At 51.2% G+C, this 17856-nt stretch carries 14 protein-coding genes; 8 read left to right on the top strand and 6 right to left on the bottom strand.

From position 1 onward, the window contains the following. Positions 1-112: 112 nt before the first annotated feature. Positions 113-637: a 2-C-methyl-D-erythritol 2,4-cyclodiphosphate synthase gene (ispF, locus tag Q0294_RS13305; protein ID WP_299466095.1), complete on the bottom strand. Its 525-nt coding sequence runs from the start codon at positions 635-637 to the stop codon at positions 113-115. A gap of 332 nt (positions 638-969) precedes the next feature. On the opposite strand from ispF, the gene Q0294_RS13310 reads away from it, so the two are divergent. Further along, positions 970-1854: a hypothetical protein gene (locus Q0294_RS13310; RefSeq protein ID WP_299466098.1), complete on the top strand. Its 885-nt coding sequence runs from the start codon at positions 970-972 to the stop codon at positions 1852-1854. A gap of 83 nt (positions 1855-1937) precedes the next feature. Here Q0294_RS13310 and fbaA read toward each other — a convergent pair whose 3' ends face one another. After that, a complete protein-coding gene (gene fbaA, locus Q0294_RS13315) occupies positions 1938-2969 on the bottom strand; it encodes a class II fructose-bisphosphate aldolase (protein ID WP_299466101.1) in 1032 nt (343 codons plus the stop codon). 348 nt (positions 2970-3317) lie between these two features. After that, complete coding sequence (locus tag Q0294_RS13320) at positions 3318-6200, bottom strand: hypothetical protein (RefSeq protein WP_299466104.1); 2883 nt, start codon at positions 6198-6200, stop codon at positions 3318-3320. A gap of 562 nt (positions 6201-6762) precedes the next feature. Between Q0294_RS13320 and Q0294_RS13325 the strand changes: the two genes are divergently transcribed. Beyond that, the gene (locus Q0294_RS13325) at positions 6763-7041 is read left to right on the top strand and encodes a transcriptional regulator (protein WP_299466107.1); all 279 of its coding nucleotides are present in this window, start codon (positions 6763-6765) and stop codon (positions 7039-7041) included. Here Q0294_RS13325 and Q0294_RS13330 read toward each other — a convergent pair. Further along, entirely contained in the window at positions 7038-8021 is a 984-nt protein-coding gene (locus tag Q0294_RS13330; RefSeq protein WP_299466110.1) for a bile acid:sodium symporter family protein, read from the bottom strand. The genes Q0294_RS13325 and Q0294_RS13330 overlap by 4 nt on opposite strands. Positions 8022-8175: 154 nt before the next feature. Between Q0294_RS13330 and Q0294_RS13335 the strand changes: the two genes are divergently transcribed. The 5 genes from Q0294_RS13335 to Q0294_RS13355 all read left to right on the top strand — a co-directional run bounded on the left by Q0294_RS13335 (position 8176) and on the right by Q0294_RS13355 (position 15616). After that, a complete protein-coding gene (locus Q0294_RS13335; RefSeq protein ID WP_299466113.1) occupies positions 8176-9642 on the top strand; it encodes a UbiD family decarboxylase in 1467 nt (488 codons plus the stop codon). 25 nt (positions 9643-9667) lie between these two features. After that, complete coding sequence (ubiE, locus tag Q0294_RS13340) at positions 9668-10378, top strand: bifunctional demethylmenaquinone methyltransferase/2-methoxy-6-polyprenyl-1,4-benzoquinol methylase UbiE (RefSeq protein WP_299466116.1); 711 nt, start codon at positions 9668-9670, stop codon at positions 10376-10378. Between the two features lie 57 nt (positions 10379-10435). Further along, positions 10436-11119, top strand: coding sequence for a flavin prenyltransferase UbiX (locus Q0294_RS13345; protein WP_299466119.1), 684 nt, complete (start codon positions 10436-10438; stop codon positions 11117-11119). 160 nt (positions 11120-11279) lie between these two features. Then, positions 11280-13196: a DNA mismatch repair endonuclease MutL gene (gene mutL / locus Q0294_RS13350; protein ID WP_299466122.1), complete on the top strand. Its 1917-nt coding sequence runs from the start codon at positions 11280-11282 to the stop codon at positions 13194-13196. A gap of 1076 nt (positions 13197-14272) precedes the next feature. Beyond that, positions 14273-15616 carry a DUF1501 domain-containing protein gene (locus Q0294_RS13355; RefSeq protein ID WP_299466125.1) on the top strand — a complete coding sequence of 448 codons (1344 nt, stop codon included), beginning with the start codon at positions 14273-14275 and terminating at the stop codon, positions 15614-15616. 28 nt (positions 15617-15644) lie between these two features. On the opposite strand, the gene Q0294_RS13360 is transcribed toward Q0294_RS13355, so the two are convergent. Further along, complete coding sequence (locus tag Q0294_RS13360) at positions 15645-16091, bottom strand: DUF4288 domain-containing protein (protein ID WP_299466128.1); 447 nt, start codon at positions 16089-16091, stop codon at positions 15645-15647. 310 nt (positions 16092-16401) lie between these two features. Here Q0294_RS13360 and Q0294_RS13365 point away from each other — a divergent pair, with 310 nt between their 5' ends. Next, positions 16402-17040 carry a family 16 glycoside hydrolase gene (locus Q0294_RS13365; protein ID WP_299466130.1) on the top strand — a complete coding sequence of 213 codons (639 nt, stop codon included), beginning with the start codon at positions 16402-16404 and terminating at the stop codon, positions 17038-17040. Positions 17041-17067: 27 nt separating this feature from the next. On the opposite strand, the gene Q0294_RS13370 is transcribed toward Q0294_RS13365, so the two are convergent. Continuing rightward, positions 17068-17856 (bottom strand): response regulator (locus Q0294_RS13370; RefSeq protein WP_299466133.1); only part of this gene is annotated, 789 nt, incomplete at its 5' end.

Here is a 17856-nt window from a genome sequence, read left to right on the forward strand (position 1 = left end):
TCTTCTTTTTTCCGACTCAGAGTATTGTAGATTCTTAGTGTCATTGTCTCAGATACCTGAATTATTTCCTGTGATCAGTTTAGAATTTGCCTGTAAGCAGGCACGCTTTGTATTACATCGAAGGTGGCTTTGATCGTGTCAGCAGAACGACTGCATCTGCCATCATGGCCTCCTGTCTGCCCACTGGGCCGACGCGTTCTCCGGTTTTTGCTTTGATGTTGACCTGTTGTTCATTAATGTCGAGTGTTCTGGCTACCGATTCCCGAATTAATGGTTTGTAACTTGCTAGTTTAGGACGTTCCGCCGAAATTGTGCAATCCAGGTTTACGATTTGCCAGCCCGACTTCTGAACTTCCTGGTAGGCGGCTGCCAGCAAATCTCGTGAATCGGCGCCTTTCCAACGTTCCTCTGTGTTCGGAAACATCTCTCCGATATCGCCCAGACCTGCTGCTCCCAGTAAGGCATCTGTAATCGCATGTAACAATACATCTGCATCGCTGTGCCCGACCAGGCCCATTTCAAATTCAATCGGCACCCCTCCCAGAATCAGGCGGTAGCCGGACTCGAGACGATGGCAGTCCTGGCCGGAACCGATTCGTAAATCAGGTAAATCGTCGATAGATGGAGGTGGTGTCATGTGTTCTAATCACTGTATGAGTTGAATTTGGATCCAACTGCAATAAATCTGTTCTTATGAATATGTGTTTCTGAGGTCTGAACTTAAGCACGCAGATCATAGCTGGACTGGGAAGACATGGCAATATGAGCCAATCTCCGGAAGTCTTTCTGAAATCAGAGGTAGCATCAATTCGACTCAATCAAGGGAAGATTGTGAGAGCAAAGAGGGCATTCATTTCCAAATTGACACAAATTCTGATAACAGTTAAACTCCCGGCCCCTTCTCAACTGCGAAGCAATCTCACTACATGATTTTTCTCAGTTTTCATGTTCTCTCATCTCAAATCATTCATGAAGTTACTCCACCATAAATCATGGTTTCTGGTTGTGGCACTAGCAATTCTAGTTGTCAAAATAACCGGCTGCGCCCTGATGGAAGAGGGGGCTGTTTTGGGATTGCGCAAATATGCAGACAAGAGAACCGTCAACAAGCTACCGGCGATTCCCGTGTCGCAGGACGCCATGCAGGTAGAGATTGTCTTTATAGAACGGCCTGTGTCAGACCCGTTGCTCGGTTCAATACTCTGGAACGAGATCGATGAAGTCGGCGCGATTGAACTGATGGATCAGGAAAACCTGAATCAGAATGGTTTCCGCGTGGGACATGTCAGTTCGGTTCCCCCGATGGCTTTGCAGACTTTGCTCGGTTTGAAGTCGCACCTGGGTGGAGTCGGGAAACAGGACGAGTCTCTGCTGCTTTCCGGACGGCGATTGATGCTTCGATCCGGTGTACCCACTGATATTCAAACCAGCGGTTTTTATGATAAATGCAGCCTTCAATTATTCGACGAAGAAGCTGAAGGGCAGCTGGAGATGAAAGAGTTTGAGCAGGCCCGCTGTGTGATGCGGGTGAAGGCACATAAGGTTCAGGATGGCTGGGCACGTCTGGAATTCATTCCTGAAATGCATTATGGTGCGCAGCAATTGCGACGGACTCCCACCAACATCGGCTGGCAGCTTGAGAACCGGCAGAATACAACACCGTTGTATAATCAGAAATTCGAGGTCACGCTGAATGTGGGCGAGATGACTGTGATTACGGCTACGGAGAACGTGGCGCCTGACTCAGCCGGTCATCTTTTCTTCCGTGGCGAAGAATCGAAATCCGACATCCAAAAAATTCTGGTGGTGCGACTGGCTAATATGTCAAAGATGGATGCCGTCCGCACAAAATAAACGCCGAGATATAAGAAAAGCGGGCTGTTTTCAATAAAAACAACCCGCTTCGTTTTTTACTCTGCGAAGTGAAGTGGCACGCTCTAGACCTTGCCGAAAATCGTCTTTCCGGTGGAGTAGAGGTCATCACAAGCCTGGCTCATGCGGTTCACGACTCCCATTTCGCCCGCTTTGAGGTAGCTGCGAGGATCGTAGACTTTCTTGTTGCCGACTTCCCCATCGATTTTTAAGACCCCGTCGTAGTTTTTCAGCATATGATCAACAACAGGGCGGGTGAATGCATACTGGGTATCCGTGTCGATATTCATTTTCACAACACCGTATTCCAGTGTTTCACGAAGCTGATGCTCTGGAGTTCCGGAACCGCCGTGAAAGACGAGATCGAATTCCGCTTCTTTACCATATTTGGCAATCACGGCTTCCTGACCCGCTTTCAGAATTTCCGGTCGCAGTTTGACAGCGCCCGGTTTGTAACTGCCATGCACGTTTCCGAAAGTGGCTGCAAACATGTAACGGCCCAGGCCGTTGAGTGCTTCATAGACAGCCACCATGTCTTCTGGTGATGTGTAAAGTTTGTCGGCGGGCTGGTCAGAATTATCGACTCCGTCTTCTTCACCACCCACAACGCCGGCTTCGACTTCCAGAATGATTTCGTTGGCAGCACACAGTTTCAAAAGCTCAACCGACAGCTTGAGATTCTCTTTTAACGGCAATTCCGAAGCATCCAGCATGTGAGACTGGAACAGATTTGTCAGACCCGCTTCACGGCGGCGTGCCGTTTCAGCGATCAGAGGTTTCAGGAACGAATCAACTTTACCGGGCTGGCAATGATCGGTATGCAAAGCAATCAGAACGTTGTACCGTTCTGCGAGTCGGTGCGTTGCTTCGGCCAAAATAATGGAACCCAGAACGGCATCTTTCTGATCCAGACCAGAGGCAAATTGACCACCACCTGTGGAAACCTGAATGATACCGTCTGATTTTTTATCTGCGAACGCTTTGAGTGCCCCATTGATTGTGGTCAAAGAGGTCACGTTCATCGCGGGATAGGCATAATTACCTTCTTGGGCGGCATCCAGCATCGCTGCGTATTGAGCTGGGGTTGCAATAGGCATTGGTTTTTCCTGTTCAATTTAAAGTAGTTGAAAATATGATGATTCTGAATACTTAAAGTTAATCTGACAAAATGGGCCTGACCTGACCACGGCTGTTTCTCGGATGAATTTGAATTGTTTAGTTCATCATTGCAGAGAACAGCATGGAACCGGAAATGGTTTTTGAGAGAACGGTTTAAAGGACTCCGGCCATTCAAGAACTTTTCACACAGAGTAATTGAATTTGAGTCAGCTTTTACCCTGTTTGTATACCGTTTCTTATCAAGTTCCGCTCCGTCATTCAAGTGTGAAGCGATTCCGAATTAATGCACGATTGATGCGGGCAGACAGATGCATTTGCCAAAATACCTAATTTTTGGCAGGAAATGGTCCCAGTTTCGGCAGTTTTTTCAATAAATTGAGCCCGGATGTTTCACCGGCAGCTTTGGAAGCAGGAGGCGTTTCCGTTGCATTGGTCTGCTGATAGAGTTTCGGCTCAGGTGTATAGGCGATGACTCGTAAATCGTCGAACAGAATGGAGCCTAAGCCATTCAGAGACAACGTGAGGATTAAATTCTCGCTTTGGGGAACTTCGCGGATGAGATCAATTTTTTGCCAGTCACTCTGTGCATTCCAGTGCAGAGCGCCTCCTGGCCCCATAATGCTGTCCTGAATCGTAGCTCCCTGCTGGTTTCCGGTAATGGAAGTGGTCACTTTGATCCAGCCGGTAATATGCACAATTTGATCACTTCGAACCGCAAGTGGGGGAGTTGTCACTCTCACCAGCGGTCCTTCGACGTTGTCAGGTATCTGATTTCGGTTGAGCGGAGCCGCCAGTAACCGCAGGCTGAAGTCACCGGACTTTTTGTCTTTGGGATATAACTCAGCGATAGCTTGTGTCCCGTCGATCGCGTTTTGTTCGTGTTTCCAGTGCTCAACAACCATGGTATCGATGTCTTCAAAATCACCGGAACGCAACAGATTGGATTCAATATTCTTCGCGCTCCGTCCAATTTGTTCGATCATTCTCCAGTGATCAGGCAGAGTACTGTAGGAGATTGTATAAGGGCTGGTCATTGCTGATGCAAACTTGCGCGTGGCTTCATTCCACTGACTCCGTTGCAGAATTCGCAGCATCTGCATGGAATCACGGGCAAGGGTGCGTGCTGCATGATAGTCATGACCGGCCAATGCTGTTTCAGCCTGCTTCGCCAGGTTCTGAGACCGTTCCAGTATGGCGGGACCATCCATGAGTGCGATCTGGCTGACTCCCAGATCGACTAGTTCGGCATTGGTTTTCTGGCAACGTTCCAGTTTGGCACGACACAACTGCACGCAGGTTTCGGCAGAACTCTGGCTGAGTGAGGCGACTTTTTTTCTCAGCCTGTCAATCAGCCCCTGATCTGAGGTCATGATGATGATGGAGGTCATGTCAAATTTCGGAATCGTGATTTTGACGCCTCCGCTAACACGTTCACGGTTTAAATTCTTGATTTCTGTCGTACTCAATTCCCAGACTGAGGCAGAAACATTTCCGCCGGGGATGATAATCGTCGCATCATTGCCGGCCATCTGATCGGGAACAAACTGCGCATCCTTCCGATACCAGACCGGTAGAATCAGAGTACCATATTCAGAATGAATAATAGCCGCCTGCATTTCCTGCGCGGTTTCTTTTTCTCGTTCAAGCTGTACTTCCCGCTCTGCCAGAAGTTCATCCCGCAGTAAGCGCTTGGTGCCGGAATTTTTAAAAGCAGCACCCAACTGCTTGATACGCGGTGATTCGCGTTGTTTCAAACTGAAAGGGACATGTGAAATGACGGTCCCTGTAGCCAGCCAGTGTTCGATCAGATCAATTTCCATATTCAACTGTCGAATCGCCAGTTTTCTTTCCAATGCCCCCGGAACGGTTGTGTCATCGAGTCGAGTTGTGGTCCAGTAACCATTGCCGCGACAGCCCGCAGAGAGGGTCGCATATGTCTGTAAGCGAATTTGTTCCGGCTCGATAATGATGGGGGATTTATTCGACGAACTTCGCCAGCGTACGTTGGCAGAAGTCGGTTCGGTCTGAATCCACGTCCAGAGAAAACGACCGGGGGCAATGCGGGTTTTGTCGATCAGAGTATCACGGTACTCCAGCAGACTGACATCACTGTTGAGAATATGGGGGCTGGAGCCAATCATCGAAACTTCGCGGGCAATCTGTCGTTCTTTTCCCAGAACATCTGCCATAATCGGGCGTTTGAACTGCTGGTCGGCACTTTGAATCTGTCCGACCCGGCTGCGAAGTTCGTCCCATTGCTTGCCCGGAATACGTGTGCCCAGATTCCAGAAAATGATGGGCGCGGACTGCTCGTCAAAGGGAATCAGCGTGGCGTCCCGTGAAGCGAGAAACGAACCGTCCTGGTCCTGCGGACGGGGAGGAGTCGCCATAGCCCAGAGTCCATGACTTTGTAATTCCGAGAGAAACTTGTAATCGTCGAATTGCGGTGCCCAGATTACATTCAGTCCGGCCTGTTTGAGTTCGTCCAGACTCTCGCCATGAAAACGCGACATCCGGGGAAACATCGGTTGGCCCTGCAATTGAATTCGATCCAGCAGAAACTCGACGATGGGTTTCGAGTTCTGTTTATTCACGGCGGCCGCTGTTTCCAGGACCGACTGATTCGGATGGACTATCGGAGTGAGTTTCAGGTCATCCAGCAGAAATTCGATCTGATCTGAGGAAGAACGAGTCACAATCAATACCCGCTCAACATACATGTCTCGCGAATCCACCTGACGGAGCTTACTGCGCCCCCGTAGCAGACCAAGCGATTGATTGACCAGCGTGTCGGTGGTGATGCAGTGCAGTTGCTGCCACTTGCCCTCATCGGTATAGGTATCGCCAATCAGATAGATCCGTGCCAGAGCACCGGTTTCCGGGTCAATTTGATGTGGCAGAACGGCTTCCAGCCCGATGCGCGTGCCTCGTCTATTGGATTTAAACCAGAGCGACGCCGTCAATTCATTAATGATCCGGCTGGATGGTAACTGGTGTGAAAGTTCGATTAACGAACCCAGATTTCCCGTCGCGATCTGCAAATGCTCACAGGCGGCACCTTCATGCGGAACGGTGGTATTCCGCACGTGCCATTTTTTCTGAGCTTGTGAAGCGTCAATCCGAACCTGCCAGCTGACCTGGGAAGTATCATCAAAATGAGCGTGATATGTTTCGGCGCGCAGCACCGCCGACCCTAGTAGTACCAGCATCAAAACTACTAAGAGAGCCCTTCGTCCTTGAATCAGCTCACAAATTTTACGTGGCATCAATGCCCAAACTCAGATCCCTCCAGGGATCGAAAATATAACGGAAACATCACAAACTAAACTAATTTACACAATAAAGCCGGCTCGGCTTCAAGAGGTAATTCCCAGCAGCGGTCCGAATAGTTTTCCCAGCTTCTGCAAACCGATCTTCGTTCAGCATTCTTTACGAATTGTTGTTCGCTGTCCGGTTTTCGTTGCAGTTGCTCAACAGTGGTGTTGCTTTTATTCAACCTGCTGTTGAATTGCCTAAAAATGGCTTCAAACCGTGGGGATTTTAGAAGAATTTTCAATCTTCGCCAATACGAAGCCTTCCATTTTTGTGAAACTGGCCAAAGGAAGTAGTGTATATCAATATGCTCTAAGTGATTTGATAACGGCGACTTACCGTAAATCCTTTATTAAATGTTCATAAATGGCACAAAATCTGTTCTATTGGTGATTAGGTTTTCCTTATGGATTGTAGATTTTTGGTGAGATCAAAGGCGCAAACTGAGAAATGAATCTAATGAATACACGACTTACCGACGAATCAGATAGTGCAAGTTTGCCCCGCGAAGTGATTGATCTGGGCAAGAAAATTTCTGAACTCCCGCGAGAGCACCAACTGCTGCTGGAAGTTTCTTACTCGCGAGTCGTCGAATCTGTGAAACGCCGCAGGCGGATCCTGGGTCTGATTCAGGAAGCACTGGCACAACTCCGTCTGGATGTGAAATACCTCATGTTCGATCTCGATGCCACCAAAAAAGAACGTGATGAATTGAGAACGCGTCTGGAAGAAACTTAACTTTCCAGAGGTTCTGGGTTCAACTCTTGTTTTGCCCGTCCCTCTTTCTCCGATTGATATGACCAGAGCTGCGCGAGAATCGTTCCGGTCAGCATACAACCAAACATATACAGCGCCGGCGGCAGAGCGATCATTTCTTTACCCGGAAACAACTGCCCCGCCAGAACTGCTCCCAGGCCGGCATTCTGCATGCCGACTTCCAGAGTCAATGCCCGCCGCATCGGTTCATTCAAATTAATCGCGACTCCTGCGAAATAACCCAGCAGATATCCCAGCAAGTTAATCACCAGCAAAGCCACACCGAGTGAAAGAAACACGTTTTGCAGACGTGTCTGGTTCAGACTGATAATCGTGGCGATGATCCACAGGATGGAAAGATTGGCGAACGTGGAGCCAAAAGCCTGCATCAGGCGGCTGAACCCGTGATGGATCTGAGAAAGCAGATGCCCCAGAATCACCGGTAAAACAACCTGGGTCAGCAGTTTTTCAAAACTGCTTTTGGCGAGCTCGGCCGCGTCGATATCCGTTCCGGAAACTGCCAGGTACAGCACCAGCGGGACGATCAACGGCGAGAGCAGGGTGGCTGAAGTGGTCAGGCAGACCGAATAACTCACATTGCCCCGCGCCGCCAGGGTCAACACATTCGAAGCCATTGCGCCGGGCACACAGCCCACCAGAATGATGCCGACCCTTAAGTCCGGCTGATCCAGGAAAAACAGACTGACCAGATAAGCCAGCCCCGGCATCACCGTGTATTGCACAAATGTGCCACTGAGGACCGTATGCCAGCGGCGGAAGACTTCACGGACTTCATTCGAGGGAAGCAGAGCACCGATCACAAACATCGTGGCTGTGAATAAATACGGCAGATATGGTTGAGATGCATGAAATGGATGAAAGTTGCCGGGAAAGAGCCGATCCCAGAAAACCGCCAGCGCAGAGAGCAGAATCAGCCAGAATAGCAAAAAACGTTGCAGCATGGTTTCTCAATCTGATGGCAGTAAAGGCGTCTGTTACCTGGGATCTCATTAATCTGAGAGGTTCACAGCCGCGATCATTTGTTGATAGTTCTGAATTGGTTATGATTCCTGACTGTAAACAATGTGCTCCTGAATTTCTATGAATAACAACATAATGATGAATGCGGACCATCTGGCCGATTTTGTAACGGACTTCGAAGCAGCGGGGCAACTGGTCCGCATCTCTGCTCCCGTGGAGTCCGAACTCGAAATTGCTGCGATCACCGAACATGTCATCAAATCCAACCCGGACGGACGCGCACCCGCTCTGTTATTCGATCAGGTAATCGGACACAAAATCCCCGTCTTAACAAACCTGTATGGCAGTCTGCCTCGACTGCTGCAGATCTTACGCACCGATTCCCTGGACGCAATCGCCGACCGCGTCGCCGGTCTGTTATCGCCCGATCTGCCGGAAGGCTGGCTCGATTCGCTGAAGATGATTCCCCAGTTCTCGCAACTGCTCAACATCAAACCCCGCATCGTCAAAACAGCCAGTTGTCAGCAAGTCGTCAAGCTGGGACGCGATGTGAATCTCAGCGAATTTCCCCTGTTGAAATGCTGGCCCGATGAAGCCTTTCCCACAATCACCGCCGGTCAGATTGTCACCTTTGATCCCGAAACCAATGCCCGTTTTGTGAATGCCCGTCCGATTCAGGTCATCTCCGATCAGCAACTGGCAATCCGCTGGAGTCAGCACGATGCCGGTTATCAGCTGCTGCAGAAATATCAGTCCCGTGCCCAGCAGATGCCTGTCGCCATTGTTCTGGGCGGCGATCCCGTGGGCCTCTATTCTGCACATGCACCGTTGCCCTCTCTGACCGATCCTTATGCCTTCAGCGGCTTTCTCCGCAATCGGGCACTGGAACTCGTCAAAGCGCGGACCATTGATCTGGATGTTCCCGCACACGCCGAAATCGTGATGGAAGGTTTCATCGATACGACCGCCGATCCGCTGGAAGTCGGCGTTGTCGCCAATCCGACTGGTTATTACAGTCCACCGGAAAAAGTATTTCCCGTACATTTGTCCGCGGTCACGCATCGCGCCAATCCGATCTGGCCCGCGCTCATTCCCGCCGGCCCTCCTGCGGAAGCAGACCTGTTTTCGCAAGCCACCGAACGCATTTTTCTACCCTTGTTGAAACTGCTGGTTCCCGAACTGGTCGACGCCCATTTTCCTCCCTCGGGTGCAGGCCGCTACCTGATGTTTGTCAGCATTCGAAAATCCTATCCGCATCAGGCCCGCCGCGTCGTGAATGCATTGTGGAGTCTGGAACGCCTGTTATCATTGAAAATGATTGTCGTCGTAGACAGCGACGTGAATGTGCATGACGAGCCTGAAGTCTGGTATCGCGTCAGCACGAATGTTAATCCCGGCCGCGATCTGATTTTGTCAGAAGGTCCCGGCGATATTTACGATCACAGTGCGACAGTCACGGGCATCGGTCATAAACTGGGCTTCGATGCGACCCGCAAATCCACGGCGGAAGGGCACCCCCGTGAATGGCCGGCTGCCTTACAGATGCCGCCAGAAATACAACAACGCGTACAGAGCCGTCTTGATGAGTTCGGCCTTTCCTGAAAGAAATTGAATCGATACCGAAGTTATGAATGTAGATAAAACCGGCTCACGAGTGCAGCAGATGTTTGGCGAAATTGCGCCCCGCTATGATTTCATGAATCATTTCCTTTCCGGCGGCGTCGATTATTACTGGCGCTGGCGCACCGTTCGCAAAGTCGCGCCGGCAGGCGCTGCTCCTATTCTCGATGTCTGCACGGGCACCGGCGATCTGGCGATTTCGTATCTCAAAAAAACCGGCGGGAAAACACAAGTCGTCGGTGCCGACTTCACCCACGAAATGTTGAAGCTGGCCTTGAAGAAAAACAACAGCGAATTACTCTCCTTTCTCGAAGCAGACACTCAGGAACTCCCCTTCAGCGACAATCAGTTTCAGATCGTCTCGGTCGCCTTCGGCTTACGAAACGTCGCCGACACCCGGCAGGGGCTCAAAGAAATGATCCGCGTCTGCCAGCCCGGCGGTCAGGTCGCGGTGCTCGAATTTTCGATCCCCACAAATCCGCTGTTTCGAGCCTGTTATCAATTTTATTTTCGACATATCCTGCCAAAAATGGGACAATTACTCGCCCGCAACCAACAGTCGGCCTATAACTATCTGCCGGAGTCGGTCTCCGAGTTTCCGCATGGCAAGGTGCTGGCCGATATGATGGATGAATGCGGCTTGCAGGGAACCCGCTGGTATCCGCTCACTTTCGGAATCGCCACTTTGTATGCCGGCGTGAAACCCGCTGCCGAATAAAATGCCGCTGCCACTGTTTCAGAATCAATTCAGAAAAAGAAAACGAGGGACGTCCTCATGTCGAATGTTGTCGTAGCAATCACCGGCGCCAGTGGCGCCATCTATGCCGTCCGCCTGGTCGAAGTGCTGATGGCCGCCGGCCGCACCGTGCATCTGACGATCAGCGCCTCCGCCGCGCATGTGATGAAACACGAACTCGGTTTGAAAATCGATCTGGATAATTTTGATCCGAATCAATTGCTGGCAGACCATTCCAGTCTGCCCGCTGACAGCACGCTCAGCAAAATGAAACATAGTTCCAGCGAAGATTTCGCGCTGAGCTCCGTCTTAGGTGAATCCGATCTCCAACAGGGAAAACTGGTTTATCATCACTACCAGGATTTTTCTGCGGGCATCGCCAGCGGCTCATTTTTGACAGCAGGCATGGTGATCTGTCCCTGCTCGATGGGCACGCTGGGAAGCATTGCTTCGGGCGCCTGTGGCAATTTAATTCATCGTGCCGCCGATGTGCATTTGAAAGAACGCCGCAAATTAATTCTGGTGGCCCGCGAAACGCCGCTCGGCTTGATCCCGCTGGAAAATATGGTCCGCTTAACTCAGGCTGGTGCGACCATCATGCCCGCTTCGCCCGGTTTTTATCATAACCCGATGACGATTCACGATCTGGTCGATTTTATTTCCGGTCGCATCTGCGATCATCTGGAAATCAAACACGAGATTCATCAACGCTGGGGCAGTTAAGAATCAGCAAACGTGGATCGAAGCCGCAACTGCAGCAAACCTGTTCACTCCCGCAGCGGGCTTCATTGCGATTCAACCGATTTCCGGTTAAAAACAAACATAGAAACACGTACGACAACACAGCAAACGGACTGATCAACCAATGGAACGGAAGGCCTCCGTGGAATCGATTTCCCGCATTCATCAACTCGATACCAGCGTGATTAATAAAATCGCCGCCGGCGAAGTCATTGAACGCCCCGCGAGTGCCGTCAAAGAGCTGCTCGATAATAGCGTCGATGCACTGGCGACCCGCATTGAAGTCGACATTATGAATGGAGGGGCCGACCTGATCCGCGTTGTCGATAACGGCGAAGGCATTCATCCCGACGATTTATTTCTCGCCGTTTCCAGTCATGCCACGAGCAAAATTACCTCCGCCGAAGATCTGTTCAGCGTGCAGACGATGGGTTTTCGCGGCGAGGCTCTGGCTTCGATTTCCGAAGTCAGCCGCTTTCGCATTCGCACTCGCACCGCCGATCAGACTCAGGGGCTCGAATTCGAAGTCAACACGGGAACCGCCGGGAAACCACAGCCCTGCGGCTGTCCGTTGGGAACGTCCATCGAAATTCGACAGCTCTTCGCCAACACACCCGTACGGCGTAAGTTTCTGAAAACTATCAAAACCGAATTCGCGCACATCAGCGAACAGTTCACCCGCGCCGCGCTCGCCCATCCCCGACTCTACATGGTCTTGCGACACAATAATAAGGTCATCTTTGATCTGCCCCCTTCGGATAATCTGATCGATCGTCTGCGACTGTTTTACGGCAAGAAACTGGCCGACCATCTGATCTGGGTTGAGTCCCAGGTCGATGACATTCACATCTGGGGTTACGTTTCTCATCCCAGCGAAAATAAATCAACCCGCAAAGGACAGTACCTGTTTCTGAACGGCCGCTGGATTCAGGATCGCACCCTGCAGCACGCGCTGACCGAAGCCTATCGCGGCCTGCTGATGGTCGGGCGACAGCCGATTTCATTTCTCTATCTCGACATGCCCGCTTCGATGGTCGATGTGAATGTGCATCCCACCAAATCCGAAGTCCGTTTCCGCGACGGCCAGCATCTCTACCGCCAGTTACTTTCGACATTGCGCAGCCAGTTTCTCAGCATGGATCTGCAGTCGCAAATGTCACTTGGGAAAAAGGGGGACGTCGATCCCGCATCGATCAAAGCGCCACTCACTCCACAACAACAGCAGAGCCAGATGGAACTCACCAGTTGGGCCAAAGAACAACTGGGTCAAATTGCCAAAGATCATTCCGCGATTCAGATCAATTCTGCCCCGCGCTCCATTTCGTCAACACCCGATCTGGCGGCTCCCTTTACCAGCAAAGACGCCATTCCTCTCGCGAAGTTCCAGGAAGCCGCTTATCAGTTGAAAGCAGCCTCGATGCAACCGGCGGACATGTTCGTTCCGGAAAATGAACGTGAGGAATCGCAATTCGCCGAGGTGGCAACCGCTGATCTCAGGCCGATTCAAGTCTTGAACTGTTACATCGTCGTCGAGATCAAAGGCGCGCTGACCATTATCGATCAGCATGCCCTGCATGAACGGATCATGTATGAATATTTTCGCAAACGGGTTCTCGCGCAATCGGTCGAAGCACAGAAACTGCTCGTCCCCCTCACGATTGAAATGAGTCCCAAAGAGACCGCGTTGATTCTCGACCACGCCGAAATGCTCAACAGCTTTGGTCTCGGCATCGAAGAGTTCGGCGGCAATACGCTGCTCGTGACCAGTTATCCCGTGATGCTCAAGAAGGCGAATCTCGAACAACTGGTGCGCGACATCGCCGACAACCTCGATAATTCCAAGCAACCCTCCCGGCGGGATCTGTTGGATTCCCTGATCACAATGATGTCCTGCAAAGCCGCCATCAAAGCGGGCCAGCGTCTGACGCAGGAAGAAATTCTCAGCCTGCTCGAACAGCGCCATCTGATCGACGATGCCCATCACTGCCCGCACGGCAGACCCTCGGCGCTCGTGCTCAGCCACGCCGAACTCGATCGGCAGTTCGGACGCATGGGTTAACCCGACGGCGCATAAGGTTACCTGAGCACAATGGCATGAAACACCGGCGAATGAAAGTTCGCTTGACAGATTCAAGTCCGTTCTGGCAGCATTTCGTCCCTGTATTTCAGTGTTAAATTTGCAGCTTGACACACGCGCGTCTTTCCTGAAACTACGGATTATGCGTCGCGCGCGTGGGAGTGAAATTCTGTCGGTAAATACTTCAGCACCTGCGGAAGAGAGCACTATAAAAGTCGCTATGTTTGGCGAAATTTTGCTGCCAGCAACGGCGACAGTTCCGTTTGAACACCATTTCTTTTGACACGGAAACTTACCTGGAATGCCAGAACCGTGCAAATTCGCTCCCGGAATGGCTACAACTGCGGCATAAACGCGCATAAAGTTTTGCCTGACTGATTCCCGCCCCTGAAGAAAATGAGCGGCATTGAAAAGACTAGCGAAAAACAACACACGACCACACCCACAGAGCACATACCAGAACAACATATAGTCAATCTCCAGAAACGTCAGCAAAAAACAGCACAGAACCGGCAGACGCCGATTCCTGATAACACCTTCCCCGTGAAAACGAGGGAACCCCATTCTATTCGATCACCAGACAGAGACCGGAGATGAAAATCCGTCCGTAGTGCGACAGGAAAAAGACAGCAGCAACAGACATTCCAATGGTACCAGCTCCTGGTCCCTGCAAAGAACGCAGCCTGTTTTCGTGTCTTTTCGTGCCGTTCGTGGAAGAAAAATCAATCCGCCTGCCATTCGAAAACCGGAAAAACCGCTTAACAAAGAAACCAGCATTCAGAGTGCCATGATTCTCGGTTGAAATCTCTTGCCGCCGCGATTTCCCGATTGTAAAATAAGCCTGTTTCCCGTCGGCACAGTGAGTTCATACAACACGAAACAGACGCGACGCGAAAATGGATTGTTTCATTCAAGGTACTTATCAGACGGGCTGATTGTCTGGAAGTTGAACAGTCCTTCCACCATTGAGAGTCCCACACCACAAAACATCTGGCTGGTTCATGAGGATCGTGACGCCAGTCTGAATTCCTTCCGGCGACGTTTTGGAGAAGAACACGATGCTCTCGATCCTGGGACCCAAACAGACACAATGCGACGGATCAAGGCGGCAGTTCCTCAAGATCGGCGGTCTGGCGCTGGGCGGACTTTCCCTGCCGCAGATTCTGCAGGCCGAAACACACACGGCTTCGACTGCCAAACCACTCGGCCACAAAGCCATCATTATGATCTACCTCTCTGGAGGTCCTTCTCATCAGGATATGTACGACCTGAAGATGGATGCGCCGTTGGAGATCCGCGGCGAATTCAAACCGATCGACACGAACGTTCCCGGCATTCAGATTTGCGAACACCTGCCGCGTCTCGCCACGATGATGGATAAATTCGCCGTCATTCGCTCCCTGCACGGCTGCCCCGATCAACACGCGTCCGATCTCTGCATGAGCGGCTGGCCCATTGGTGGCGAGGGACGGCAGTCGGGACATCCTTCACTCGGCTCGGTCTTGTCAAAAGTGCAGGGGCCAGTCGACAAAGCCGTGCCCCCGTTTGTCGGCCTGAGCATCAAGAGCGGGCATGACCCCTATTCCAATCCCGGCTTCTCCGGTTTTCTTGGCAAAGCGCATGAGGCACTGCAACCAACGGGCGAAGGCATGGATAACATGCGACTGCAAGGCATCTCGCTGGATCGGCTGCGTGACCGCAAAGCGTTGCTGGCAGGTTTCGATACATTCCGCAGTTCCACAGACGCGGCGTACGACGGAATGGATGCCTTTTCGCAGCGGGCGTTCGACGTTTTGACGTCGAGCAGACTGGTGGAAGCGATGGACCTCGAAAAAGAAGATCCCGCCGTCCGAGACCGCTATGGACGCGGCGATGCCTCTGCCGCCTTTGGTGAAGACGCCGGCCCTCACTGGCTGGATCAATTCCTGATGGCCCGCCGACTGGTCGAAGCGGGCGTGCGCTGTGTGACACTTTCGTTCGGCAGCTGGGACCGCCATCACTCGAATTTCGCCCGCCTGCCTTTGCAACTTGCCAAATTCGATCAGGGGATCACGGCGCTTGTTGAAGATCTGCACGCGCGCGGACTGCAGAATGATGTCAGCGTGATTGCATGGGGCGAATTCGGACGCACGCCCCGCATCAACAAAGATGCCGGCCGCGATCACTGGCCGCAAGCCTCCTGTGCCTTACTCGCTGGCGGCGGCATGCGCACAGGACAGGTCATCGGCTCCACCAATCGCCTGGGCGAAGTCCCCCAGGATCGCCCGCTGCATTACCAAAACGTCTTCGCCACCCTCTACCGTCAACTGGGCCTGGACCCCATGACCACCACAGTTTCCGATCCCGCCGGCCGCCCGCAATACACGCTCGACATTCGAGAGCCGATCGAGGAATTGATTTAGCAGACACCTTTTATCTGTTCTGGATGTGCTATTGTTTCACTTGATCGTGAAAGGAATCTTTGAATATATTCAATGATTCCTTTGGTGGCACAAGCTGCTCACGTCTTTCCATTGGAAGCAGCTTGTGGGAAATTTCATACCACACCTCTTCACTCGTGCACTCAGGAGTTAATTTGAGTAGTTCAATCAATCCGACAAATTCAAAGAAGACAGCATTTCCTGCATCGTTGTCATACTCGAATTCAGCTGACTTACCTTTGCTTTGTGCTTTTCGATAGGCTTCTGTTGCGGAAGATGCATCAAAATTCAGAATACGCGTTTCGCATATTCTGCGTTTTCCGGAGTTTCCATCGATATCAACACGGAACTGAAACAATAATTTGGCAGCATATCTTTCTTTTGGCATAGTGAGATCCATTAATATTATTTTCAGATTGTTTTGTATGCATCCTGATGGGGCAACAAATAAATCCACAAACAGTGTAACTTATTGGGCATTCAATAGTACTCAACCTCCAGATTCTAAATGCAAAGTGAAGAAGTTATCAGAATATTATTTATTGACATTCTTTTATTCTGATCAGAACTTTTGATGAAGGGCATACCAACAAAACGAACAGTTTAAGATGGATTCATTAGCTCCAATGCCTGGGACCACCCCTGTTGATCTTCCTCGGATTGCCCCCCCTTTCGCAAGCCTGCTCTTGTGAATTGCGGTTTTGTCTGGTAATTTTTGAGTGTGAATCGGAAAGCCGGTCTCTTCCACTTTCAAGAAAGCTCCTGTCATGCTGAAATCAATTGCCTGCCTCTGCCTGTCACTGATCTTACTGGTTCCGAGTCTGCTGCTGGCGGAGAAGAATGCGGAGATTGTTCCCGTACTGGCGAAGGCCGGAAAGCCGAGCCAGGCCGATGCCTTCAAGGACAAAACGCTCAGCAAGCAATGGGCGGCGAATAAAGGGGAATGGAAGATCGAAGAGGGTGTGCTTACTGCCAAGGAATTGAAAGCCGACAAACACGCGGCCGTATTGACCTGGAAACTGCCCAACCGGAATTCGATTCTCCGCTGTTCCTTCCAGCTCAAAGATGCCGACTTTTTTCATGTGAGCCTGAACCATCCCAAAGGGCATCTGTTCCGCGTGATCGTCGACGAGTCAGGCATGATTCTGCGGACCGACAAAGACAAAAAAGACCCGAAGTCAAAAGCGATTACGCTGGCGGAAGCGAAAGCGAAGATTGATCCAGACAAGTGGTACACACTGCAGCTGGAAATGCAGGGAGACAAAGTCGTCGCCCAGATCGACAACGGTTTGAAAGTCGAAGGCCAGCACCCCTCACTGGATGTCGACAAAACCGGCTACCGGTTTATCATGAAAGGGGATATGCTGCTCATCGATGATGTCTCGGCCTGGAATCTGGATGATTAATCAAGAACTGAGCAGCAGACATCATTGCTATTGTTCCTGACTTCGGATATACGGCTTGTGAGCGGAAACGTGCTGGGCGTATTTCCAGACCATCTCTAACATCACAGCTCGATCTATGGGTTTGGATAGATAATTGTCGTAACCGCCATTGAGACAGCGTTCCCGATCTCCTTTCATCGCGTCAGCGGTGAGTGCAATAATCGGGGTTTCGAAACCATGCGACCGTAATTGTGCCACGGCCTTTAGACCATCGACACGCGGCATCTGCAAATCCATCAGGATGACCTGGAAACCGTTACCGGCCTCCCGTGCGGCCAATGCGACATCGACTCCCTGTTGACCGTCCTCTGCTGTAATTACCGTAGCTCCCGACTTCTCCAGAAAGTGCTGACAGATATAACGAATTTCTCTGCGATCATCCACAACCAGAACGCGACAATTTAATCTGGGCAAATTGTCTGGGGGAACAGATACCTGACTGGTGTGGAAGATCTGTCCCGGCTCAACCAGGGCAATTCCTTCCAGTGATCCCAGTGGGAGTCGTACATGGAAGATCGAGCCTTGGCCGAGTTCACTTTCAACCTCAATCGTTCCATTGAGCATCTCAACCAGCCGTCTGCTAATTGCCAGACCCAGGCCAGTGCCGCCGTACTCTCTTGTGACTGATGCATCTCCCTGTGCGAACGGTTTGAACAGATGCGATTGCTGTTTGTCACTAATCCCGATCCCCGTATCTTGTACCGTGAATTCGATTTCGGGAGCTTCGGCAGAGGAGATCATTCTGATTATCAGTTGTACCTCTCCCCGCTCGGTAAA

Source organism: uncultured Gimesia sp. (assembly GCF_937919775.1).
GTDB lineage: Bacteria > Planctomycetota > Planctomycetia > Planctomycetales > Planctomycetaceae > Gimesia.

What these genes read in the sequence shown, in the direction of transcription:
- Q0294_RS13325 (WP_299466107.1), top strand. Translation starts at nt 6,763, where the DNA reads ATGAATACACGACTTACCGACGAATCAGATAGTGCAAGTTTGCCCCGC.
- Q0294_RS13330 (WP_299466110.1), bottom strand. Translation starts at nt 8,021, where the DNA reads ATGCTGCAACGTTTTTTGCTATTCTGGCTGATTCTGCTCTCTGCGCTG.
- Q0294_RS13345 (WP_299466119.1), top strand. Translation starts at nt 10,436, where the DNA reads ATGTCGAATGTTGTCGTAGCAATCACCGGCGCCAGTGGCGCCATCTAT.
- fbaA (WP_299466101.1), bottom strand. Translation starts at nt 2,969, where the DNA reads ATGCCTATTGCAACCCCAGCTCAATACGCAGCGATGCTGGATGCCGCC.
- Q0294_RS13335 (WP_299466113.1), top strand. Translation starts at nt 8,176, where the DNA reads ATGATGAATGCGGACCATCTGGCCGATTTTGTAACGGACTTCGAAGCA.
- Q0294_RS13320 (WP_299466104.1), bottom strand. Translation starts at nt 6,200, where the DNA reads ATGCTGGTACTACTAGGGTCGGCGGTGCTGCGCGCCGAAACATATCAC.
- Q0294_RS13310 (WP_299466098.1), top strand. Translation starts at nt 970, where the DNA reads ATGAAGTTACTCCACCATAAATCATGGTTTCTGGTTGTGGCACTAGCA.
- ispF (WP_299466095.1), bottom strand. Translation starts at nt 637, where the DNA reads ATGACACCACCTCCATCTATCGACGATTTACCTGATTTACGAATCGGT.
- ubiE (WP_299466116.1), top strand. Translation starts at nt 9,668, where the DNA reads ATGAATGTAGATAAAACCGGCTCACGAGTGCAGCAGATGTTTGGCGAA.
- Q0294_RS13355 (WP_299466125.1), top strand. Translation starts at nt 14,273, where the DNA reads ATGCTCTCGATCCTGGGACCCAAACAGACACAATGCGACGGATCAAGG.
- Q0294_RS13365 (WP_299466130.1), top strand. Translation starts at nt 16,402, where the DNA reads ATGCTGAAATCAATTGCCTGCCTCTGCCTGTCACTGATCTTACTGGTT.